The organism is Siccibacter colletis, from assembly GCF_025914095.1.
GTDB lineage: Bacteria > Pseudomonadota > Gammaproteobacteria > Enterobacterales > Enterobacteriaceae > Siccibacter > Siccibacter colletis.
This window is the reverse complement of record NZ_CP074352.1, coordinates 3,303,997-3,327,125: the sequence shown is the minus strand read 5'-3', so window position 1 is coordinate 3,327,125 and position 23,129 is coordinate 3,303,997. Positions and strand designations below refer to the sequence as shown.

At 56.5% G+C, this 23,129-nt stretch carries 22 protein-coding genes; 13 read left to right on the top strand and 9 right to left on the bottom strand.

Going from position 1 to position 23,129, the window contains the following annotated elements; genetic code table 11:
• Nucleotides 1-64: 64 nt before the first annotated feature.
• The 3 genes from KFZ77_RS15975 (at nucleotide 65) to KFZ77_RS15965 (ending at nucleotide 2,613) form a co-directional block, all read left to right on the top strand.
• Complete coding sequence (locus KFZ77_RS15975; protein WP_264384762.1) at nucleotides 65-724, top strand: TagK domain-containing protein; 660 nt, start codon at nucleotides 65-67, stop codon at nucleotides 722-724.
• A 38-nt stretch (nucleotides 725-762) separates the two neighbouring features.
• Nucleotides 763-1,248 (top strand): type VI secretion system baseplate subunit TssE, encoded by a 486-nt coding sequence (gene tssE / locus KFZ77_RS15970; protein ID WP_264384761.1) that lies wholly within the window; start codon nucleotides 763-765, stop codon nucleotides 1,246-1,248.
• A 681-nt stretch (nucleotides 1,249-1,929) separates the two neighbouring features.
• On the top strand, nucleotides 1,930-2,613 hold the full coding sequence (locus tag KFZ77_RS15965; protein WP_031524021.1) for an oligogalacturonate-specific porin KdgM family protein: 684 nt from the start codon (nucleotides 1,930-1,932) through the stop codon (nucleotides 2,611-2,613).
• A 141-nt stretch (nucleotides 2,614-2,754) separates the two neighbouring features.
• Here the strand turns inward: KFZ77_RS15965 and KFZ77_RS15960 are convergent, their stop codons facing one another.
• A complete protein-coding gene (locus KFZ77_RS15960) occupies nucleotides 2,755-3,930 on the bottom strand; it encodes an oligogalacturonate lyase family protein (protein ID WP_031524019.1) in 1,176 nt (391 codons plus the stop codon).
• Nucleotides 3,931-4,401: 471 nt separating this feature from the next.
• Between KFZ77_RS15960 and kduI the strand changes: the two genes are divergently transcribed.
• The 3 genes from kduI (at nucleotide 4,402) to araE (ending at nucleotide 7,787) form a co-directional block, all read left to right on the top strand.
• Nucleotides 4,402-5,238, top strand: coding sequence for a 5-dehydro-4-deoxy-D-glucuronate isomerase (gene kduI, locus KFZ77_RS15955; protein ID WP_264384760.1), 837 nt, complete (start codon nucleotides 4,402-4,404; stop codon nucleotides 5,236-5,238).
• A gap of 57 nt (nucleotides 5,239-5,295) precedes the next feature.
• On the top strand, nucleotides 5,296-6,057 hold the full coding sequence (gene kduD / locus KFZ77_RS15950) for a 2-dehydro-3-deoxy-D-gluconate 5-dehydrogenase KduD (RefSeq protein ID WP_031524016.1): 762 nt from the start codon (nucleotides 5,296-5,298) through the stop codon (nucleotides 6,055-6,057).
• Nucleotides 6,058-6,368: 311 nt separating this feature from the next.
• Nucleotides 6,369-7,787, top strand: coding sequence for an arabinose-proton symporter AraE (araE, locus tag KFZ77_RS15945; RefSeq protein WP_264384759.1), 1,419 nt, complete (start codon nucleotides 6,369-6,371; stop codon nucleotides 7,785-7,787).
• Nucleotides 7,788-7,856: 69 nt separating this feature from the next.
• On the opposite strand, the gene KFZ77_RS15940 is transcribed toward araE, so the two are convergent.
• From KFZ77_RS15940 to KFZ77_RS15920, 5 genes are all read right to left on the bottom strand, one after another.
• Nucleotides 7,857-9,146, bottom strand: coding sequence for an ABC transporter substrate-binding protein (locus tag KFZ77_RS15940; RefSeq protein ID WP_031524013.1), 1,290 nt, complete (start codon nucleotides 9,144-9,146; stop codon nucleotides 7,857-7,859).
• Between the two features lie 15 nt (nucleotides 9,147-9,161).
• Nucleotides 9,162-10,289, bottom strand: a complete 1,128-nt coding sequence (locus KFZ77_RS15935; protein ID WP_031524011.1) for an ABC transporter ATP-binding protein — start codon at nucleotides 10,287-10,289, stop codon at nucleotides 9,162-9,164.
• A gap of 12 nt (nucleotides 10,290-10,301) precedes the next feature.
• A complete protein-coding gene (locus KFZ77_RS15930) occupies nucleotides 10,302-11,210 on the bottom strand; it encodes a carbohydrate ABC transporter permease (RefSeq protein ID WP_031524010.1) in 909 nt (302 codons plus the stop codon).
• A complete protein-coding gene (locus KFZ77_RS15925) occupies nucleotides 11,203-12,093 on the bottom strand; it encodes a carbohydrate ABC transporter permease (protein ID WP_024549389.1) in 891 nt (296 codons plus the stop codon). Before KFZ77_RS15925 ends, KFZ77_RS15930 begins: the two co-directional genes overlap by 8 nt.
• A gap of 688 nt (nucleotides 12,094-12,781) precedes the next feature.
• Nucleotides 12,782-13,105 (bottom strand): cupin domain-containing protein, encoded by a 324-nt coding sequence (locus KFZ77_RS15920; protein ID WP_031524008.1) that lies wholly within the window; start codon nucleotides 13,103-13,105, stop codon nucleotides 12,782-12,784.
• Nucleotides 13,106-13,271: 166 nt separating this feature from the next.
• Between KFZ77_RS15920 and KFZ77_RS15915 the strand changes: the two genes are divergently transcribed.
• Complete coding sequence (locus tag KFZ77_RS15915; RefSeq protein ID WP_264384758.1) at nucleotides 13,272-13,994, top strand: aspartate/glutamate racemase; 723 nt, start codon at nucleotides 13,272-13,274, stop codon at nucleotides 13,992-13,994.
• Here KFZ77_RS15915 and KFZ77_RS15910 read toward each other — a convergent pair.
• A complete protein-coding gene (locus KFZ77_RS15910) occupies nucleotides 13,957-14,883 on the bottom strand; it encodes a LysR family transcriptional regulator (protein WP_264384757.1) in 927 nt (308 codons plus the stop codon). The genes KFZ77_RS15915 and KFZ77_RS15910 overlap by 38 nt on opposite strands.
• A gap of 115 nt (nucleotides 14,884-14,998) precedes the next feature.
• Here KFZ77_RS15910 and lysA point away from each other — a divergent pair, with 115 nt between their 5' ends.
• Nucleotides 14,999-16,255, top strand: a complete 1,257-nt coding sequence (gene lysA, locus KFZ77_RS15905) for a diaminopimelate decarboxylase (RefSeq protein ID WP_264384756.1) — start codon at nucleotides 14,999-15,001, stop codon at nucleotides 16,253-16,255.
• On the opposite strand, the gene KFZ77_RS15900 is transcribed toward lysA, so the two are convergent.
• Nucleotides 16,256-17,278, bottom strand: coding sequence for a LacI family DNA-binding transcriptional regulator (locus KFZ77_RS15900; RefSeq protein ID WP_264384755.1), 1,023 nt, complete (start codon nucleotides 17,276-17,278; stop codon nucleotides 16,256-16,258).
• Between the two features lie 331 nt (nucleotides 17,279-17,609).
• Between KFZ77_RS15900 and KFZ77_RS15895 the strand changes: the two genes are divergently transcribed.
• The 5 genes from KFZ77_RS15895 (at nucleotide 17,610) to KFZ77_RS15875 (ending at nucleotide 22,031) form a co-directional block, all read left to right on the top strand.
• Nucleotides 17,610-18,947, top strand: a complete 1,338-nt coding sequence (locus KFZ77_RS15895; protein ID WP_264384754.1) for a PTS sugar transporter subunit IIC — start codon at nucleotides 17,610-17,612, stop codon at nucleotides 18,945-18,947.
• Between the two features lie 7 nt (nucleotides 18,948-18,954).
• Nucleotides 18,955-20,382 (top strand): glycoside hydrolase family 1 protein, encoded by a 1,428-nt coding sequence (locus KFZ77_RS15890; RefSeq protein ID WP_264384753.1) that lies wholly within the window; start codon nucleotides 18,955-18,957, stop codon nucleotides 20,380-20,382.
• A gap of 9 nt (nucleotides 20,383-20,391) precedes the next feature.
• Nucleotides 20,392-20,709 (top strand): PTS sugar transporter subunit IIB, encoded by a 318-nt coding sequence (locus KFZ77_RS15885; RefSeq protein ID WP_031523995.1) that lies wholly within the window; start codon nucleotides 20,392-20,394, stop codon nucleotides 20,707-20,709.
• Between the two features lie 102 nt (nucleotides 20,710-20,811).
• Nucleotides 20,812-21,585, top strand: coding sequence for a GntR family transcriptional regulator (locus KFZ77_RS15880; protein ID WP_264384752.1), 774 nt, complete (start codon nucleotides 20,812-20,814; stop codon nucleotides 21,583-21,585).
• A complete protein-coding gene (locus KFZ77_RS15875; protein ID WP_264384751.1) occupies nucleotides 21,582-22,031 on the top strand; it encodes a GNAT family N-acetyltransferase in 450 nt (149 codons plus the stop codon). The genes KFZ77_RS15880 and KFZ77_RS15875 overlap by 4 nt, the downstream gene beginning before the upstream one ends.
• On the opposite strand, the gene galR is transcribed toward KFZ77_RS15875, so the two are convergent.
• Entirely contained in the window at nucleotides 22,028-23,035 is a 1,008-nt protein-coding gene (gene galR / locus KFZ77_RS15870) for an HTH-type transcriptional regulator GalR (RefSeq protein WP_031523990.1), read from the bottom strand. The genes KFZ77_RS15875 and galR overlap by 4 nt on opposite strands.
• Nucleotides 23,036-23,129 lie beyond the last annotated feature (94 nt).

The window sequence follows — 23,129 nt, the reverse complement described above, 5'->3', positions numbered from 1 at the left end:
TTCCACGTCATGTCCCGAGAGCGAGGCCGAACGCATCCTGTTTTACTGGCTTTTTTCGCTGCCGGTGATCGTTAATCGTTCGCGGGATTATCTGTGCCGCGTTGGCACACATATTCTGGACTATGGTCAGTCTCGCCCGCTGTTACCGGGGCTGGAAATCCAGATCGGGCAATATCGTATGCAGGTGCAGCAGTATGCCGCATCGTCGCCTGCGAGTGATGCGCTGGCGAAGCGCGTATTTAGTAGCGCCATGCAGGAGGCCGTGTCGGAGATGCCGGAGGATCTTCTTCCTCATATCGGGCACTACATGGCATGGCGGGCGCAGCACATTGAGGGCGATGAGGATAACAATCCGCTTAACGCCCTGGCGAATGAGTATAAAAGCGTGGTGCTGTGGGGCGAGCAGGGCAGCCGTACGGGCGTAACGATGGCGCGCGAGATCTCGCCCATGGCACCTGAAAGCGGGCAGTTTCTGGCATTGCGCGAGCAGATGGAAAAGAAAACCGTGACGGATTGTATTCTTGATACCGCCGGTCTGATGACGCGCGTGTGTGAGGAGCTGGATCTCAGCATGCAGGGAGAGATCGTCCAGCCGGAGGCGCCAAAGCATGACATCCTGCTGCTGCTTGCGCCGCCCCATTTGCAGCGCAATAAACCTGCCTCTCATTTATCATCGCTGATGCTTAATGAATTCTACAAAGCCGGGCTGGACACGCTGCTATAAGAGGCGATACCAGTCCCCCGTACGATCAAGGAGGAAGTATGGGGCAAAAAATTAAATATTTACCTACCCTGCTCGACAGGCTGCTGGATGATGAACCAAAAAAACAGCAAGAAGCCTGGGACGCGTTTCATTTTAACAGCCGGACGATGCGCGCCATTGTGCAACGCGATCTGCTGGCAATGTTGAACAATACCAATATTGAAGACCAGCTGGATGAACATCGTCATCACGCCGTCGCCGAGTCAGTTATGAATTACGGCGTGGCGGCGATGACCGGTGGCTGGAGCCATGCTCAGTCATGGACGCGCATTGAAGCGACCATCCGGCGCGCCATTCTCCGTTTCGAGCCGCGCATCATTGCGCAGTCGCTGCTGGTACGGCCCGTACTGGATAAAGACAATCCGTCGCGCTACGGTGTGATTCTTTTCGAAATCAGGGGATTAATCCACTGGGAACCGCGACCCATCGATCTCTGCTTTCAGGCCGCCTGGGACACTGAAACGCACGGCGCACGTGCTGTCTGATGGGCATTCATCCATCCGCATCAACATAACGCAATGTGATGTGCTTGCTTTCACTCATTTTGGATATCCATGAAAAGGGAAATTAATAATCGGCTCCCGGGAGCCGATTCCGATCGCAGAGTGAAGAGATAAAAGATGTGATGACCGTCGGGGCGGCGCGTATGCCCATCGGCTGCTTTCAGAGCAGGTACTTACTGCCGAAGCCGGACGGCTAATAACAGGGGCTTCCCCACTTCCGTATTCGCGTGCGCGTTAGTTCCCTGCGGTCCGTAATAGCGGTAACCCTATGGTACCGATCCTCATCGCCTCCCTGTCAAATTGTCGCCGCTCGCCTTGTGCTGCCGTCCGAATAAGAGCGCTATATGATTGTCACTCTTGTTATTATTATTTTGGAAATAAATAGACATATCTATGACGGTCTGACTTTTTTTAAATAAATGAGTAGATACAATCAGTTAAAATAAATTATTGAGGCGGGGTTCATTTTTGGTTTCAAAAATGAAAGTGTGATCGTTATTTGGTTTCAGGAGCCCGCAAGCCATTTTTATTGACGCCAGTCACGCTGCCGTATGCCATTTTTTTTGAAACAGACAACTACGATCTCGATCACCAAAAGCGCAATAATAAAAAAATAAAATCACATTCCATAAAAACGAAACATTATTTCAATAGGGGAAAGGTATGTTTAAGAAAACATTAGCGCTGGCGGTATTATGTGGGTCGAGTTTCGCTGCTCAGGCGGTCACCGTTGATTTACGTCACGAGTATATTGACAGCGGTTCGAATGCTGATCGCGTTGCCGTTTCACACCGTTTTGATAACGGCGTAGGTTTTTCCGTTGAGGCAAAATGGAAATCAGGCGGTGATAAACAGGACCAGCCTTTCTCAGATGTGGTAGGTAACGGTCATGAAGATCAAATTAGCTGGCGCTGGAAGGCCACCGACAATATCGCGATTACGCCAGCGTTCACCATTGAAAGTACTGACAGCCGCACTATCTATAAACCGAATATCCATGCGCAGTACAGCTTTGATAACGGCTTCTACGTGGCGGCGCGCTATCGCTATGAATATACACGTAATCCGAGCACACCGGACCGTGAGGATGATAAGGTTAACCGCGGTGATGCATGGGTTGGTTTTGCGCTGGGTGACTGGCGTACCGAGCTGAATTATGTGTATGCAAAAAGCACCGAAGGCACCATTCGTAATAATAACAAAGACTATTCCAACGAATATAATGCCAAGCTGGCATATAAAATTGATAAAAACTGGTCTCCGTATGTTGAAGTGGGTAACGTCGGGGTAAAAGAAACCGATGAGCGTCAGACGCGTTTCCGTCTCGGCGTCGCTTACTCTTTCTGATAAATAACCCTCCTTTCGGCCCCGTTTATTTAAGGGGCCGTTTTTATTTCCCGCCAGGGAATATTTTTGTTTCTGTAAGACAGCATAAAAAAAGGCCCTCCGCGAAGGAGGGCAAGGCCAGTTACAGAAAAACACACTCAGTTAAACGGTAATCATCTCCCGCTGTTCCGGTAATTTCGCAATATACAGTGCCGGCTTACCGTCTTTATCAGAGCTGTACAGGATGGCGGAATCATCCGGCGTGAACGACGGGTGCGGATGGGTGACCTGGCGGCTGTTGGCGAAGGTGGCCCAGGAGGTGTCGTGACGTGCCACGCGGAAATACGCTTTTTGTTTTACATCGAACACGTAGAGGTAAGGATCGTTTTCAATGCGGTAACCGCTGGTGTCTTTTACGTCAACCGGGGTGCCGGAACCGTCGCCAACCAGCAGCGTGCCGTCGAAGTTGCTCATCAGGTGCGAACAGGCCGGTATCGGCATAATTTCTTCATTAATAGCGGTTTCAGGATCGAAGCGGTAAACCGTGCGCCCTTGTTTGCCTTTCAGGTAGGAGACGTACACCAGCGCCGATCCGTTGGGCACCCAGAATTCGTGCGTGCAGCTTTCGCCCTCGGCGTGATCTTTTACCTTGCGTACGTTGCTGCCATCTTCATTCACCAGCCACATACGGGCGTCCACCAGATCGTGCGGCCCCTCGTGACAGAACGCCACGGTATTATCGTCAAACGGACGATAAATAGGATGACCAAGCCAGATGCGCTCATCGTGGATCACGGCACTTTCACCCGTCTGCAGATCGACGCGCAGCAGGCGACAGTGCGGCCCTTTGTGGAAGAACTCCTGGAAAATCTGCCAGTCGTTGAGCGGCACCCAGTCGCTTTTAGCAATTTCGATGCCGACCAGTTTGGTGCAGTCGCTGTTAGCTACCCAGGTGCCGTAGCCAACCCATTCATCGGGAACGCGGTAGATCTCGCGTTCCTCGAGCGTGGCCAGATCGACCTGCAGCAGGGAACGCTCGTTTTTCACATAGTAGAGCGACTTATCGTCCGGGGCGAGGAAGCCGCCAAAGGTGTTATCACCCGCGCCCTCGGTGAGCTGTATCGCGCTGGCATCGACCAGATCGAGTAGATAGTAGTTCCAGTGACCATCGAACTCGCCGGCGAACAGCAGGCGGCTGCCATCCTGGGTGAAGCACTTCTGATAGAAGTAGTTGCGGTGACAGGTTACTTCCGGTGGGGTTAAGCGGGTGACTTCTGCGCCGGTATCCGGGTCCCGGCTTACCTCATAATTAAGCTTAACCTTCATGCCTTTAGCCATCATGCACTCCTTTATTGCCGTCCCCGGCGCGTCGAATATGATTGGTTTGAAAACTGGGTATTAATTTATCAAAACAACGTTTCAAGGTGTGTGATTGCTCACGCACTTTACCAGGCTCGCGCCGATTTTATTTGCCAGGCTTATGAATAACGCCGTGACGCGGGTGCGGCATCACGCCGCCGGGTTAATGAAAAAGGGGTAGCAATACGATCCAGATCAACTCAGGAGTGTTTATATTTAACCATTTGATTGTTAATAATTTTTTTCGGCGAGGATTTTCGTGCGCCTGGGCCATTCGTGATCGCAATTCCAATTCTATTAATTCTTTCGCAAAAAAGTGAAACAACGTTTTAGTTATAATTGAAAACACGTTTTAACCGGGATAAGATGACCGTAGTTAAGAAACGGAACAGCGTTTTGCTGTTACATCCACGGGCAAATCGCACCCACCTAATTCCCCAGGAGGTTATTGTGGAAGTCAGACAAAGTATCCACAGCGCACATGCCAAAACCCTCGATACTCAGGGTCTGCGTGACGAATTTTTGGTAGAGAAAGTGTTCGTCGCTGACGAATACACCATGGTGTACAGCCACATCGACCGCATCATCGTTGGCGGCGTGATGCCGGTTGCGAAAACCGTATCCGTCGGCGGTGAAGTCGGTAAACAACTGGGCGTGACCTATTTCCTTGAGCGCCGCGAACTGGGCGTTATCAACATCGGCGGTCCGGGCACCATCACCGTGGACGGTCAGTGCTACGAGATCGGCCATCGCGACGCGCTGTACGTCGGTAAAGGTGCGAAAGAAGTGGTATTCGCCAGTGTTGATGCCTCTCAGCCCGCGAAGTACTACTACAACTGCGCCCCGGCACACACCACGTATCCGACGAAGAAAGTGATGCCGTCTGAAGTGTCGCCGGTGACGCTGGGCGATCCGCTCACCAGCAACCGCCGCACCATCAATAAATACTTCGTGCCGGACGTGCTGGAAACCTGCCAGCTCAGCATGGGTCTCACCGAGCTGGAGCCGGGCAACCTGTGGAACACCATGCCGTGCCATACCCACGAGCGCCGCATGGAAGTCTACTTCTACTTCAACATGGACGAAGACGCGTGCGTGTTCCACATGATGGGGCAGCCGCAGGAGACGCGTCATATCGTTATGCACAACGAGCAGGCGGTGATTTCACCGAGCTGGTCGATTCACTCAGGCGTGGGTACCCGCGCTTACACCTTCATCTGGGGCATGGTTGGTGAAAACCAGGTCTTTGATGACATGGACCACGTCGCTGTTAAAGATCTGCGCTAGTCGCGGACAGCATGAACTTATGCCTGTCCGGGACAGGCCTGACATAAAGGAAATCACATGATTCTGGATTCATTCTCTCTTCAGGGTAAAGTTGCCATCGTTACCGGCTGTGACACTGGCTTAGGCCAGGGTATGGCAGTAGGTCTGGCTCAGGCGGGCTGCGACATCGTCGGTATCAACATCGTTGAGCCGACCGATACCATTGAACAGGTTACCGCGCTGGGCCGCCGTTTCCTGAGCCTGACCGCCGACCTGCGTCAGATTGATGCCATTCCTTCTCTGATCGAACGCGCCGTTGCTGAATTCGGTCACGTTGACGTGCTGGTGAATAACGCGGGTCTGATCCGTCGCGAAGACGCGATTAACTTTAGCGAAAAAGACTGGGATGACGTGATGAACCTGAACATCAAGAGCGTGTTCTTTATGTCCCAGGCCGTGGCGAAGCAGTTTATCGCCCAGGGTAACGGCGGCAAGATCGTCAACATCGCCTCCATGCTCTCCTTCCAGGGCGGCATTCGCGTACCGTCTTACACCGCGTCGAAAAGCGCAGTGATGGGCGTGACCCGTCTGCTGGCGAACGAGTGGGCGAAACACAACATCAACGTGAACGCCATCGCGCCGGGCTACATGGCGACCAACAACACCCAGCAGCTGCGCGCCGACGAGCAGCGCAGCGCGGAAATCCTCGACCGTATCCCGGCGGGTCGCTGGGGTCTGCCGAGCGATCTGATGGGCCCGGTGGTGTTCCTGGCTTCCAGTGCGTCCGACTACATCAACGGTTACACCGTTGCCGTGGACGGCGGCTGGCTGGCACGTTAATCAACGCCAGTTATGGAAGAACCCTGCTACGGCAGGGTTTTTTTTGACTAAAAACCAGTCAAGTCCATATCAATGCCAGCGAAATATCCATACTTAAATCGACCCGCACTTCGAGTTTCCGTTTTAAATCGATAGTTATTAGCCAGTTGTGATTTGAACTTGAGAATAATCTAAAATTATAAAGTGAAATGTCCATCACAGAACCATAACCCGTAGCAATTAAATCCATATCTTCGCGTAATACCGCCTGACACCTCTGTGCATTGTTCTCCTAACTTCAGATAACGACTTTCTCTGTTCAGGCAAGGAACATGACCACTATCAGCAATCACTCAACTACCATGCCGCGTGCGCTGCAGGATTCACGCCGCATGAATCTGTTTGTTTCCGTCTCCGCCGCCGTGGCGGGTCTGCTGTTCGGGCTTGATATCGGGGTGATCGCCGGGGCGCTGCCGTTTATCACCGATCACTTCGCATTAAGCAACCGCCTGCAGGAGTGGGTGGTGAGCAGCATGATGCTCGGCGCGGCCATCGGCGCGCTGTGCAACGGCTGGCTGTCGTTCCGCCTCGGGCGCAAATACAGCCTGATGGTGGGCGCGATTCTGTTTGTCGCCGGCTCCATCGGCTCGGCCTTTGCCACCAGCGTGGAGATCCTGCTGGTCTCGCGTATCGTGCTCGGCGTGGCAGTGGGTATCGCCTCCTACACCGCGCCGCTCTATCTGTCGGAAATGGCCAGTGAAAACGTGCGCGGCAAAATGATCAGCATGTATCAGCTGATGGTGACGCTCGGCATCGTGGTGGCGTTTCTTTCGGATACCGCATTCAGCTATTCGGGCAACTGGCGGGCAATGCTGGGCGTGCTGGCGCTGCCGGCGGTGATCCTTATCGTGCTGGTGATTTTCCTGCCCAACAGCCCGCGCTGGCTGGCAGAGAAAGGGCGTCATGTGGAAGCGGAAGAGGTGCTGCGCATGCTGCGCGATACCTCGGAAAAAGCGCGGGAAGAGCTGAATGAGATCCGCGAGAGCCTGAAGCTGAAGCAGGGCGGCTGGAAATTATTCAAAGCCAACCGCAACGTGCGGCGGGCAGTGTTTCTCGGCATGCTGCTGCAGGCGATGCAGCAGTTCACCGGCATGAACATCATCATGTACTACGCGCCGCGCATCTTTAAGATGGCGGGTTTTACCACCACCGAACAGCAGATGATCGCCACGCTGGTAGTGGGCCTGACCTTCATGTTCGCCACCTTTATCGCCATCTTTATGGTGGATAAAGCGGGACGCAAACCGGCACTGAAAATTGGCTTCAGCGTGATGGCGCTGGGTACGCTGGTACTCGGGTACTGCCTGATGCAGTTCGATAATGGCACCGCCTCAAGCGGCCTCTCCTGGCTGTCGGTCGGCATGACCATGATGTGCATCGCCGGATACGCCATGAGCGCTGCGCCGGTGGTGTGGATCCTCTGCTCGGAGATCCAGCCGCTGAAGTGCCGCGACTTCGGGATTACCTGTTCGACCACTACTAACTGGGTATCGAACATGATCATCGGTGCTACTTTCCTGACGCTGCTGGATGCTATCGGCGCAGCGGGCACCTTCTGGCTCTATACCGCGCTGAACGTCGCCTTCGTGGGCGTTACCTTCTGGCTGGTGCCGGAAACCAAAAACGTCACCCTCGAGCATATTGAACGCAACCTGATGAAGGGCAAAAAGCTGCGCGATATCGGAGTATAAGGCAGTCAGTTACCATTAAAAAAAAGCCCTGCCGTTATCCGGCAGGGCAGGGTAAGACCGCAGTAACGCTTAGCGCATCGCGCGTTTCAGAATGCGCTCCGCCTGACGCTGGAATTCGGCAGCCGTCTCTTCCACGGATTTCTGACCGTAGTCGATGTACTGAATCGCGGTGCCGAACTGCGACACGATCTGCGGATCGTCGAAGTACGGCGAGACCGACAGCGTCGTTGGCAGCGACTGGGCCAGTTTCAGCCCGGCAACCGCCGGATCTTCATCTTTGATCACGCCGTCCTGGGTCAGCTGCGCCACCGCCTGTTTGCTCAGCGGTACGCCGCGCTCCAGGCCCAGCGTCGCCACGCCCTCTTTGCTGTTGAGCAGGAAGTTGATCAGCTCCGCGGCCTGTTTCGGGTTTTTGGTGGACTTACCGATGGACAGCATCTGCGCCGGTTTGAAGAACAGGCCCGCGTCCTTCGCACCCGGCAGCATCGGATACGCGCCCAGCTCCAGCTTCGCCGGCGGCTTCAGGTTGTCGGAGTATTTGGTAATGGTGGAGTTCCACATGTAGGTGCCGCCCCACTCCCCGGCAATCCACGGCTTCATCTCGTACATGTTGCTCTTACCAAACGAGGCATAGTATTTGGTGTCTGGCATCACGTGGCTGTCCACCAGCTTTTTGTACATGCCGAAGAACTCAACCCACTGCTCTTTGCTGTAGGTGAATTTTTTGGTCTTCTCATCCACCGCCGGGATGTTGTATTTCTGCACCATGTAGGAGTTCAGCAGCGCCAGCGTATCCTGGTGCTCCAGCACTACCGGGTAGTACTGTTTACCCAGCTTCGCTTCGAAGGCTTTCCCCGCCGCCATCAGCTCGTCCCAGGTTTTCGGGTACTCAACGCCCGCTTTGCTCCAGGTTTCGTTGTTGTAGTAGAACACGCGCGCCGTTACCGAGATCGGGATGCCGTTAAGCTTGCCGTCGATGGTGGTGGTCTGCAGCTCTTTCGGGTCGAACTGGCTGAGGTCAATGACGTCTTTCACCTGGTTCAGATCGTAGAAGCCATCGCCTTTTTTCGAGAAGATCGGCAGCCAGTTCCAGTTGGTCTGCATCACGTCCGGCTCGGTGCCGCCGGCAATCTGGGTGGTGAGGCGGGAGAGGTGCCCGTCCCAGCCGGTGTACTCCGCTTTCACGGTAATGTTCGGGTGCTGCTTGTGGAACTCCTCCAGCGCTTTCAGCGTCACCTGGTGACGGCCGTTGCCGCCCCACCAGGACATACGCAGCGTCACATCGTCAGCGGCATGGGAAGGAAAGGCACAGAGGGTAACGGCAGAGGCAATCGCTGTGCTAATCAGGACTTTTTTCATGGTACAGGACTCCTGTCAGAGGGAGATGTTCTGTTCTGTTTTTGCGTCAAAAAGATGACACTTATTCATATCGAACGTGAAATACACCTTACGATTCAGCCCCTTCTCAATCATCGGTTTGGCTTCATCGGAAGGAATGCGGCAGGTCAGCTCGAAGTCCGCCACCTTCAGGTAGACGAAGAACTCGTGACCCATATTCTCTACGCGCACCATCTCGCCGGTGACGTAGTCGCCCGCCAGCGGCTCATCAGACAGCACCACGAATTCCGGGCGCACGCCGAAGAAAATGTCCTGGCCCTGATAGCCGGCGGCTTTCTCCTGCAGGCGGTCGTTCAGCGCGAGGGTGTCATTTCCCACCGTAATGTGCAGACGGCCCGCTTTCTCAATCAGCTTGCTGGGTTTGATGTTCATTTCTGGCGCGCCGATAAAGCCCGCCACGAACATATTTTTCGGAAAGTGGTAGAGGTTGTCCGGGGTATCAACCTGCATGATGTGCCCGAGCTTCATTACGCAGATGCGGTCGCCCATGGTCATCGCTTCGGTTTGATCGTGGGTTACGTACACCGTGGTGGCTGGTTTGCCGGATCTTTTCAACTGCTTATGCAGATCGGAGATGCGGATACGCATAGAGGCGCGCAGCTTGGCATCAAGGTTAGAGAGCGGCTCATCGAACAGGAACACGTCCGGTTTCTTCACGATGGCGCGGCCCACGGCCACGCGCTGGGCCTGACCACCAGAGAGCTGGCGCGGAAGACGATCCATCAGCTCTTCCAGCTCCAGAATTTTCGCTGCCTCATCCACCTGTTGGTTGATCTGCTCCTTCGGCATTTTGCTGAGCTTCAGGCCGAACGCCAGATTCTCGCGCACCGTCATATGCGGATAGAGCGCGTAGTTCTGGAACACCATCGCGATACCGCGCGACTTGGGCGCCAGGTTGTTCACCAGCTTCTCGCCGATGCGCACTTCGCCGCCGCTGATGGTTTCCAGCCCGGCAAGCATACGCAGGGTGGTGGATTTGGCGCAGCCGGACGGGCCGACAATCACCATGAACTCACCGTCCGCAATGGTCAGGTCGATACCATGTACCGCTTTGAAGCCGTTGGAGTAGACTTTTTCCAGTTTGTTGAAAATCACTTCAGCCATGATATTCCCTCGTTAACCTTTGATTCCGCTGCTTGACACGCCCTGCACGAAGTAGCGCTGAGCCAGGAAGAACACAATGATGGATGGCAGGATGGAGATACTCGCCATCGCCAGAATTTCGTTCCACGGCGCCCCTTCGGTGACGTCGATGGACATTTTGAGCGCCAGCGCGATCGGGTATTTATCCACGCTGTAGACGTAGATCAGCGGTCCGATAAAGTCGTTCATCGACCACATGAACTGGAACAGCGCCACCGAGATAATCGCCGGCTTGAGGATTGGCACCACCACATACCACAGCACCTGGAACGAGTTGCAGCCGTCGATCTGCGCCGCTTCTTCCATGTCACGCGGCACGCCGCGCAGGAACTGGATCAGCATGAAAACAAAGAACCCTTGCGTGGCGAACGCCAGCGGCAGGTAGAGCGGCAGGTAGCTGTCCAGCATGCCCATTTCGCGGAACATCAGGTACTGCGGGATCAGCAGCACGGTGCTCGGCAGCAGCATGGTGGCGATAAGCGTGGTGAACCAGAACTTCTTCCACGGAATTTCGAAGCGGGCGAAGCCGTAGGCCACCACCGTGGAGGAGATGATGGTCAGCAGCACTTTCGGGATCACATACTTAAAGGTGTTCAGCATGTAGTGCCCGAAGTTGTACTCGGTCCCGGTCTTCCAGCCGTTGATAAACCCGTCCCAGGTGGCGTTTGACGGCCACAGCCCGAGGGTAGTGAAGATCTCATGGTTCGGTTTGAACGACGCCGAGAACATCCACGCCAGCGGGTAGAGCATCAGCAGGCCGACAAACAGCAGAATGATGTAGCGGAACCAGGCGCTGACTTTTTCGCGGCGCAGGGTGCGGGCCACTTCCACCTCGCCGGCCTGCATCCGTGCGGATAACTGACTCTGTTGAATATCAGCCATTTTTGCCTCCCTTATCGGCAGAGTAGAACACCCAGTACTTCGACGATTTGAAGGCAATCGAGGCGAAGAGCGCGACCACGAGGAACAGCACCCACGCCAGCGCTGCGCCGTAGCCCATATCAAAGTATTTAAACGCCGTGTCGTAGATGTAGAGCGAAAAAAGATAGGTGTAGTAGGTCGGGCCGCCGCCGGTGATCACGTACGGGCCGGTAAACTCCTGGAACGCCTGGGTGGTCTGCATAATGAAGTTGAAGAAGATAACCGGGGTGATCAGCGGCACGGTGACCTTCATGAACATCTGCCACTTCGACGCGCCGTCGATCATCGCGGCTTCATACTGCGACTGCGGCACGTTTTGCAGCGCGGCGAGGAAGATGACCATTGCCGAACCGAACTGCCAGACGCGCAGCAGGGTCACCGACATCAGCGCCAGCGACGGCTCACCCAGCCAGTTGATCGGGTCGAGGCCGAACACGCCAATAAAACTGTTCAGCAGGCCGTCGATGGCAAACAGCGCACGCCACAAAACGGCGATGGCCACGGAGCTACCGAGGATCGACGGAATGTAATAGGCGGTACGGAAAAAGCCGATGCCGCGCAGTTTGAAATTAAGAACAAACGCGATGCCCAGCGCAAATGCCAGCTTGAGCGGAATAGTAATAAACACGTAGGCGAATGTGACGCCCATCGATTTCCAGAACAGATCGTCCTCGGTCAGCATGTAACGGTAATTTTCAATACCGTTAAATACCGGTGGGTTCATCAGGTCATACTCGGTAAAGCTGAGGAAGAACGATGAGACAAAGGGGAAGGCGGTAAAGACTATCAGCCCAATTATATAGGGTGATATCCACGCCAGTCCCAGCAGCTTGTTTTCATTCATACATACCTACCTGGTATTCCAGAGTTAATAAAATCGTGGTCAAGAAAGTGAGTCGGTGCGTGCCACCTGAAACTGTCACATAACGCAACCAGTACCCGACGTAAGCTAAAGCGATACACAGGTATGCTGCTGTTATTAAATGTTTTTTAAACATGGTGATGCGGGCGCAGTCTGGTGGGAAGCATCGGTTTTAGAAATCTGATGAACCGCTGTTCCTGATTTGTAAAACGCCGTTTTAATTTATCTTATTGCGATTTGTTTCGGCGTCATTCTATTCATTTCAGAAATGTGATCAGGGTCGAAACGGCATTTCAATTAATTGAAGTGGACGTCAAAATCCGAATCTGAGGGTTGAGTTGGTGTAAAAGCCAATTTATTTGCGCACGCTCACAAAAAATAATTCAACGCTTAATCATTGCTGTTTTGCTGCGGCTTATGCGCAAGTAAATGTGACGGGATTAAAAAAACGAACGCAACGGTTCAGGTTCAATAATTACCGACGGCGCGACCGCCGTTATTTCACTGCCGGTTGAATAACCGGAGGGAGGGCTCTGGAACATAAACGCGGCACGTCAGCCAGTTTCAGAGGGCGGGTAAGCCTGCGCCCCGCCACGGCTGCGTTTCCAGAGGTGGGTGCTGATGCCGAAACAAAAAAGCCGCTTCAGGAAGCGGCTTTTTTACGACAGAACTACTGCAAAAAGTCTTCCCGCACCGGGGTGAAGGTATCAAGCAGCGTGCCGGGTTTGATGCAGACGCAGCCGTGCATGATGTGCGGCTCTTTATAGAGCGTATCCCCTGCTTTGACGCGGCGCGTCTCGTCGCCGATGGTGAAGTCAAACTCGCCGCTCATCACGTAGGTCAGCTGCTCGTGAGGATGGTTGTGCATCGGGCCGACGGCACCCGCTTCGAAATTCACTTCCACCTGCATCATTTTGCCATTGTGAGCAAGGATGCGGCGCGTGACGCCGTTACCTAAATCTTCCAGCCGGGTGTCCTGATGAAATACAAACATTCTGGCATCCTGTTAAGAGTGAAACATTGTTTCAAAGAATTTATCCTGGGCTGGCTAAAAAGAAAACGACAGCGGGCTGAACTGGAGCGTGGATCACATTTGTTTCGGTTTCGCACGGCGGGGGTTTAACGGTATAACCAGAGGCTGACACAGCGTGGAGACGAAAATGAACACTATCGGCTTACTGGGCGGCATGAGCTGGGAATCCACCATTCCCTATTACCGGCACATCAACGAAGGGGTGCGCGATCGTCTTGGCGGCCTGCACTCGGCCTCGTTGCTGCTGCACAGCGTCGATTTTCACGATATCGAACTGTGCCAGAGTCGCGGCGAGTGGGATAAAGCCGGGGAGATCCTCGCCCACGCCGCCGTCGGGCTTGAGCAGGCCGGGGCGCAGGCTATCGCGCTCTGTACCAATACCATGCACAAGGTCGCCGGACAGATCGAGGCCGCCTGTCGCGTACCGCTGCTGCATATTGCCGACGCCACCGGGCGCGCCATTAACGACCGCAGCATGAAACGCGTGGCGCTGCTCGGGACGCGCTACACCATGGAGCAGGATTTCTACCGCGGCAGGCTGCTGGCACAGAGCGGGATTGAAACGCTGATCCCCGATGAGCCCCGCCGGGTGCGCATCAACCAGATTATTTTTGATGAGCTGTGCCTCGGCAAAATCACCGCCGAATCCCGGAACTATTACCTGTCCGTGATCCAGCAGCTGGCGGAGGAGGGGGCAGAAGGGGTGATCTTCGGCTGTACCGAGATTGGCCTGCTGATCCCGGAAGCGGCGTCACCGCTGCCGGTATTCGATACCGCCCTGCTGCACGCCCGCGAGGCGGTGGACTTTATGCTCAGCCCCGCGCCAGCAGCTGTTCCAGCGGCGCGGTAAATTGCGTCATCGCGTTTTGTATATGGTCACAGAACGCATCCACCAGCGCAGAAGCCGGGCGGTGGCGCGGGCGGATCAGGCTGACGGTAAAAGGCACCTCCACGCTGAAGCGGCGCACGACCACGCCACTTTGCGCGTAATCCAGTGCGGTTAGCGGATTGACCACGGAGATGCCAACGCCCGCCCGAACCATGGCACAAATAGAGGCCGCGCTGTGGGTCTCCATTACCATCCGCCGTTTCACATCGTGCTCGTGGAACAGGGCGTCCAGCAGTTGCCGGTAGCTGTCGGTGCGCGACAGGCTGATGTAATTTTCCCCGGCGAAATCTTGTGGGGTCAGCACGCTTTTATGCGCCAGCGCGTGCCCTTCCGGTAACACGCACACTTCGTTCATCGTCAGCAGCGTTTCGCGCGTGGTGCCTGCCGGCGTGGTGATGGTTTCGGTCAGGCCAAGATCGTGGCGCTGGGCCGACAGCCACTCTTCCAGCAACGGCGACTCCTGCGGCACGATGTTGATACTCAGTTCCGGGTAGCGCGCCAGAAATGGCTGTATCAGCGGCGGCAAAAATGACTGAGAAAAGACCGGCAGGCAGGCGATAGAGAGCTCTCCCTGGCGAAACTCGCGCAGGCTCTCCGCCGCACTGACGATACGGTCCAGCCCGTACCACGAGCGCTGCACCTCTTCAAACAGCCGCAGTCCCTGTACCGTCGGGTGCAGACGCCCGCGGCTGCGCTCGAACAGCGCCAGGCCCGTTACCTTTTCAAAGCGCGCCAGCTCGCGGCTCACCGTCGGCTGGGAGGTGTGCAGCAGCGCGGCGGCCTCGGTCAGGTTGCCGGTGGTCATCACCGCATGAAAGATTTCGATATGACGCAGGTTAACGGCGGGCATGAGGGTTCTCCGGGTCAGCTAAGCCATATCATTTTTGCATAGACATTAAAGAAAACGATATTTTTTATTGCGAAGCGGCTGTGGCGTAATGAGGAAAATAGTAAGGAGATGCCCCATGCCGCGCCCGCACAACGATACCGCTCTCAATTCTTCCCGCCTCGTGGCCCTGAGCCAGCAGCACGGCTGCCCGGTCTGGATCTACGATGCCGATACCATTCGCCGCCAGATCGCCAGGCTGCGCCAGTTCGACGTGGTGCGCTTCGCCCAGAAGGCCTGCTCGAATATTCATATTTTGCGCCTGATGCGTGAGCAGGGCGTGAAGGTGGATTCGGTGTCGCTCGGGGAGATCGAGCGCGCGCTGGCCGCCGGGTACGATCCTCAGGCGAACCCGGACGACATCGTGTTTACCGCCGATCTGATTGATGCCCCGACGCTCGATCGCGTGCGCGAGCTGGCGATCCCGGTAAACGCCGGGTCGATCGACATGCTGGCCCAGCTTGGCGAAGTGTCGCCGGGCCACCGCGTCTGGCTGCGGGTTAATCCGGGCTTCGGGCATGGTCACAGCCAGAAAACCAATACCGGCGGTGAAAACAGCAAGCATGGCATCTGGTACGGCGATCTGCCGGATGCCTTCGCGACGCTGGCGCGCTACCAGCTGAAGCTTGCCGGTATTCACATGCATATCGGTTCCGGCGTCGATTACGGTCATCTGGAGCAGGTGTGTGGCGCAATGGTGCGCCAGGTGGTGGAGTCCGGGCAGGATCTGGAGGCTATCTCTGCCGGCGGCGGGCTGTCGATTCCGTATCGCGACGGTGAAGAGGCGATCGATACCGATCACTACTACGGTCTGTGGAATGCGGCGCGCGAGAAAATCGCGGCGCACCTCGGGCATCCGGTCATGCTGGAGATCGAGCCGGGGCGCTTCCTGGTAGCGGAGTCCGGGGTGTTGATCGCTCAGGTGCGCAGCACCAAAGCGATGGGCAGCCGTCACTTTGTGCTGGTGGATGCCGGGTTTAACGATCTGATGCGCCCGGCGATGTACGGCAGCTATCACCATATCACCGCCATTGGCGCGGATGGGCGTAGTCTGGCGCAGGCACCGCTTATCGATAGCGTGGTGGCCGGGCCGCTGTGCGAGTCGGGGGATGTCTTTACCCAGCAAGAGGGCGGCAAGGTGGAAACCCGCGCCCTGCCTGCGGTAGCCCCGGGCGACTATCTGGTATTCCACGACACCGGGGCCTACGGTGCGTCAATGTCCTCTAACTACAACAGCCGCCCGCTGCTGCCGGAAGTGCTGGTGGACGGCGATACCACGCGCCTGATCCGCCGCCGCCAGACCATTAGCGAACTGCTGGCGCTGGAGCTGCTGTGATCAGGCTGCCGGGTGGCGATAGTGTGGCCCGGCGGTCACCGACTCGCGCAGCACCAGCGTGCCGGTAAAGGGCGCGATCGGCGGCAGCGGCTGGTCGCTGGCCAGCATAATTGCCCGGTCGATAGCGGTAACGATCATGGTATCGATGGGCAGGTAGACCGTGGATAATCCCGGCTCCAGCCAGCGTGCGCTGGGCGCATCGTCAAAGCCAAACAGCGAAATATCCTGCGGAATGCGCCGTCCCGCCTGGTAAATAGCTTTCGAGGCGCCCAGCGCCATATCATCGTTGCAGGCAAACAGCGCGCTGAACGGCGTGCGGCTCGCCAGCAGCGCCTGGCACAGCTCATAGCCGCGGGTCATGGTAGAGTCGCCGTTTTTGACCCGGCTCTCATCCCAGGCGATGCCGTGTTTCTCCAGCGCATCGCGATAACCCTGCAGCCGCGCTTTCCCGGTCGGTGTGGCGATCGGCACCGTGATGCAGGCGATCTCCCGATGGCCCTGCGCAATCAGATACTCCACCGCCTGAAACGCGGCGTTACGCTGCTCGAAGAACACGCAGCGCTCGCGCGCCTCCTTCACATCCCGGTTAATCACCACCAGCGGCACGTTGATGCTGTCGATCAGCGCCATAATGGCCTGCTCGCTCATGTGGCGGGTGTAGAGAATAATGGCGTCGCACTGGCGGTCGACCAGCATCTGCACCGCTTCGCGTTCGCGCTCCGGGGTGTCGTGGCCGTCAGTGACGATAAGCTGTTTGCCGTGGGATTCGGTCTGGCGTGATGCCTGCTGCAGCAGCCGCCCGAAGTAGAAACCGTCGAAGGTAGACACCACCAGCCCGATGCTGTTGCTGGTGCGGTGCGCCAGCGAACGGGCGAGAAAATTAGGGCGGTAGCCAAGCTCTTCCATCGCGCTGAAAACCTGCTGGCGGGTGGACTCCTTCACCTGCCCGGTGCCGTTCAGCACGCGCGACACCGTCGCTTTCGACACGCCCGCGCGCGCAGAGACATCCCGCATTGTTACCATCAACGATATTCCTGATTAGCCCCGTTTTTTATGCAGTTTACCACACTCGACCGGTACGTAAGATCTCCCGCCCCCTCTCCGGCAGACAAACACGATCCCGACGAAAGCCCGCCGCGATCCGCCGATGATCCTCATGAGCGCGCTACCTGACGCTATTTTATGTGGCATACCAATTAGGCACGTTGATACGGTTTCTGGAATACCAAATACAGGTTGTGAGAACAAAGTCACAGAATAAAGCTGCGGGTGCCACTATGTTTTGGCATACCAAAACGGTACTCAGCTGTAACCCTACACAACAAAATAACGCCCCTTACTGAGGTATAACCCCATGGCACTACAGGAAAAGCTGATAGATTCTCTGGGCAGTTTTGCAACCAAGTTCAACAGTTACCGCTATATCATGGCCATCAAGGCCTCGTTCATCACGCTGATGCCGGTTATCATCGTCGGTGCGTTTTCAGTGTTGATCTCCAACATGGTGCTCGACCCGAAAAACGGTCTGGCCAGCTTTGAGTCGCTCTCGTTCCTGGCGGCGCTGAAGCCGATCACCAGCGCCATCAACTACGCCACGCTCAACTTCCTGAATATCGGCGCGGTATTCCTCATAGGCATTGAACTTGGGCGCATCAACGGCATTAAGACGTTGTTCCCCGGCCTGCTGGCGGTGATCTGCTTTATCTGCGTGACGCCAACCACGGTTGAAATGCTGGTGGATGGCGAAATGCACGTAGTGAAGGACGTGCTGCTGCGCCAGTTCTCGGATACCCGCAGCCTGTTCCTCGGCATGTTTATCGCTATCCTGTCGGTCGAAGTCTACTGCTGGCTGGAGGGTCGTCCCGGCCTGAAAATTAAAATGCCGGACACCGTGCCGCCTAACGTCTCCGCCTCGTTCTCGGCGCTGATCCCGGCGATCATTACCACCACGGTCATCGCCACCTTCGGCTTCGTATTCCATCAGGTCACCGGCATGTATCTGTATGACGCGGTGTACCAGGTGGTGCAGCAGCCGCTGGAGCGCGTGATGCAGAGCCTGCCGGGAATTCTGCTGCTGATGTTCGTCGCGCAGCTGTTCTGGGTGATCGGCATTCACGGCAACCAGATGATCAAGCCGATCCGCGAACCGCTGCTGCTGGGAGCGATCACCGTCAACATGAGCGCGTTCGAGCAGGGCAAAGAGGTGCCGAACATCATCACCATGCCGTTCTGGGACGTCTACATGAGCATCGGCGGTTCCGGCCTGACCATCGGCCTGCTGATCGCCGTGATGATCGCCAGCAAGCGCAAAGAGATGAAAGAGATCGCCAAGCTCTCCTTTGGCCCTGGGGTGTTTAACATCAACGAACCGGTGATCTTCGGCATGCCAATCATGCTCAACCCGATCCTGGCGATTCCGTTCATCATCACGCCGCTGATCACCGGCTCTATCGGCTATTTCGCTACCGTTATGGGCTTTGCCGGTAAGGCCGTGGTGATGGTGCCGTGGACCACGCCGCCGCTGATCAACGCCTGGCTCTCAACCGCTGGCTCGATGGGCGCGGTGGTGACCCAGCTTATCTGTATCCTGGTTTCCATTCTGATCTATCTGCCATTCGTGAAAATTGCCTCGCGTCGTGCGGAGCAGGCGCAGCTGCAGGCTGCAAAAACCGAAATGGCAAACAACGCGTGAGGACGATATGAGTAAACACACCGTGACGCTGCCGCAGGACTTTATTCTGGGTGCGGCCTCGTCCGCCTGGCAGACCGAGGGCTGGAGCGGCAAAAAGGACGGCCAGGATTCGTATATGGATCTCTGGTACAAAAACGACCGCCACGTCTGGCATGACGGCTATGGTCCGGCGGGTGCCACCGACCTGTTCAACCGCTACGAAGAGGACGTAGCGCTGATGAAGCAGGCGGGCCTCACGCACTACCGCACCTCCATCAACTGGTCGCGCTTCTTTACCGACTATGAAAACGGCGTTATCGATGAAGAGTACGCCACGTATTACGACCGCTTTATCGATGCCATCCGTGCGGCGGGCGTGGAGCCGATGATCTGTCTGGAGCATTACGAGCTGCCGGCATACCTGTTTGAAACCTACGGCGGCTGGTCATCGAAAAAAGTGGTTGAGCTGTTCGTGCTGTACGCGGAAAAGGTCTTCGCCCGCTACCACCACAAGGTGACGCGCTGGTTCACCTTTAACGAGCCGATTGTGGTGCAGACCCGCGTTTATCTGGATGCGCTGCGCTGGCCGTACGAGCAGAACACCCACACCTGGATGCAGTGGAACCACCACAAAAACCTCGCCACCGCGAAGGTGGTGCAGCTGTTCCGTGCGAAGGGGTATCAGGGCAGCGTCGGGGCGATCCTCAACCCGGAAGTGACCTACCCGCGCTCCAGCGCCGCTCACGATGTGCAGGCCGCCGAGCGCTATGACCTGTTCTACAACCGCGTCTTCCTCGACCCGATGGTGAAAGGGGAGTATCCGGCGGAGCTGATCCGCCTGCTGGATCACCACGGCGTGAAGTGGGAGTACACCGCCGACGAACTGGCGATTATCCGTGAAAACACCGTGGACGAGCTGGGGATCAACCTCTATTACCCGCATCGCGTGAAGGCACCGTCCCGCGCCTGGAACCCGGAGACGCCGTTCCATCCGGCCTGGTATTACGAGCCTTTCGAGCTGCCGGGCCGCCGCATGAACAAGTCCCGCGGCTGGGAAATTTATCCGCGCATCATCTATGACATGGCGATGCGCATTAAGGATGAGTACCGCAATATTCCGTGGTTTATCGCTGAAAGCGGCATGGGCATTGAGAACGAAGGCCAGTTCCGCAACAGCGATGGCGTGATTGAAGATGACTACCGCATCGCCTTTATCGGTGAGCATCTCTTTGAGGCGCTGCGCGCCCGGGAAGCGGGAGCCAACTGTCTGGGCTACATGCTGTGGGCCTTCACCGACAACGTCTCCCCGATGAACGCCTTTAAAAACCGTTACGGGCTGGTGGAAATTGACCTGCAACACCAGCGCGCGCGCCGCCTGAAAAAGTCGGCGACCTGGTATCGTGGCGTGAGTGAATCGCGCAGCCTGACCCTGAACCTTGATGATGACTGGAAATAAGGAGCGCAGATGAAACGCATTGTCCTGTGTTGTTCCGCTGGCATGTCCACCTCGCTGGTGGTGACCAAAATGGAAAAGACCGCTGCCGAGCGCGGTCTCGAACTGAAAATTTACGCCATTCCCGAGCAGAATCTGCGCGATGAGTTACAGAGCTACGCGGCGGATATCCAGGCGGTACTGCTGGGTCCGCAGGTGCGCTTCAAGCTGGCGGAGAACAAAAAGCTCACCGACGAGCACGGCATTCCCATCGCGGTGATCGATTCGGTGGCCTATGGCACGCTAAACGGCGCGAAAGTTCTCGATCAGGCACTGAGTTTGGTAAGCTAGCCGCCAACAATCGGCCGGGGTGATGCTCTGGCCGATCGTGGTTCACTACCCGTCAGAATAACGCCTGACGGGTAGACCTCTATTCAGAGCACAGGTGATATTGTGGATAAGGCAGTTGTCCCGCCCGAAAAAAAACAGTACCAGGAAATTGGCGACGATCTGAGAGCGCAAATCATTGCGGGCCACTACCCGCCAGGCTCCCGGCTGCCGCCGGAGCGCAACATCGCGGAGAAATATGGCGTCAGCCGCACCATTGTGCGCGAAGCGCTGCTGATGCTGGAACTGCAGGGAACGGTGGATATCCGCCAGGGATCGGGCGTCTACGTGATGCGCATTCCGCAGGAGCACGACGCCGAAGAGGATCGTTTTCTCAGCAGCGACGTCGGGCCGTTCGAAATGCTGCAGGCGCGCCAGCTGCTGGAGAGCAATATCGCGGCGTTCGCCGCCAAAATGGCCACTAAGGCCGATATCGACAATCTCAAGCGCATCTTGGAACAGGAGCAGCGCGCCATCGCCATTAATGACGCCAGCCAGGATAACCAGAAAATGTTCCATCTGGTGCTGGCCGGCGCGTCGCAGAATCAGATGCTGTTAGCCACGGTGGAAAGCATCTGGCACCACATGGACAGCAGCCCGCTGTGGCAGCAGCTGAGCGTTCATATTCAGAGCCGTACTCACCGCCTGAAATGGTTAAGCGATCAGCAAACTATCCTCGCCGCGCTGCGCCGCCGCGACGTGATGGGCTCCTGGCAGGCAATGTGGCAGCATCTGGAAAACGTAAAAAACAGTCTGCTGGAGCTGTCTGATGCCGATGCGCCAGATTTTGACGGCTATCTGTTTGAGTCAGTACCCATTTTTCAGGGCAAAATCGTATGATGATCCAGCCGCTGTATCAGGCTCCGCACCATGCAGAGCAGGTGACGGAGTGGCTGTGGCTGGCGTTCGGGCAGGGATTAAGCCGCGCATTTTTTGCCAGCGTGATCGAGCACAGTCAGCAGCCGGACGCGCTGCCGCTGACGTTTATCGCTACGGAAGGGGAGACGCTGCTGGGTACCGTCGGGCTGTGGCGCTGCGATCTGATAAGCCGTCAGGATCTCTTTCCCTGGCTGGCAGCGCTTTACATTGACGAGCCGCAGCGCGGCAGAGGGCTGGGACAGGCGCTGCAACAGCATGTGATTCAGTACGCGCGCCAGCAGGGCTATGCCAGTCTGCATCTGTACGCGGCATTTCGCGATTACTACGAGCGTTTCGGCTGGCAGCATATTGGCGAGGGCATCGACTATCCCGACACCCGCGTCAACCTGTACCGCTATACGCTTTAACCGTCAGACGGGCTGACTACCGAGTGGCGACGCACCAGCGTCGGGCTGAACAGGTGAGTGGTTTCTGGTGCAGGACGGTTATCCGCCAGCGACATCGCTAATTCTGCCGCCTGGGTCGCCATCGTCACGATTGGATAGCGCACGGTGGTCAGGCGCGGACGGACGTAGCGGGAAATCAGCACATCATCAAAGCCGATAATAGAAATCTCATTCGGCACATCGACACCGTTATCATTCAGCACCCCCAGCGCGCCGGCGGCCATAGAATCGTTGTAGCAGGCCACGGCGGTAAAGTTACGCCCGCGGCCCATCAGCTCGGTTATCGCATTCTCGCCGCCGCTCTCGTCCGGCTCGCCAAAACTCACCAGCCGATCGTTGCAGGGCAGGCCGTGCTCTTTCAGGGCATCATAATAACCGCGCAGGCGATCGTCGGCGTCGGAGATCGGGTGATTGGAGCAGAGATAGCCGATGCGGGTGTGGCCCTGGGCGATGAGATGGCGGGTCGCAAGCCAGGCGCCGTAGCGATCGTCCAGCGCCACGCAGCGCTTCTCAAAGCCGGGCAGAATGCGGTTAATCAGCACCATACCGGGGATCTGTTTCATCAGGCCGGTCAGCTCGCTGTCGGAGAGCATCTTGGCATGCACCACCAGCGCTGCGCAGCGGTGACGGATAAGCTGCTCTATGGCCTGACGCTCTTTCTGTTCGTTGTGGTAGCCGTTACCAATCAGTAAAAAGTTGCCGGTCTGGTAGGCGACCTGCTCCACGGCTTTCACCATCGCCCCAAAGAACGGATCGGAGACATCCCCCACCACCAGCCCGACCGTCTCGGTATTCTGCTGGGCCAGCGCGCGCGCATTGGCGTTAGGGTGGTAGTTGAGCTGTTCCATCGCACTCTGTACCGCCTGGCGCGAGGCATCGCTGGCTTTGGGCGAATCATTGATAACGCGGGATACCGTGGCGACCGAAACGCCTGCGAGTCGGGCTACATCCTTTATTGTCGCCATAGTACGCTTCCTGTTGGGTAAACGGTTACACTGCAAATAGTGTTGCGGAAAAGCGTGGGTAGTTCAAGGGCGAGGCCGGGGCGAGTGTCGCAAA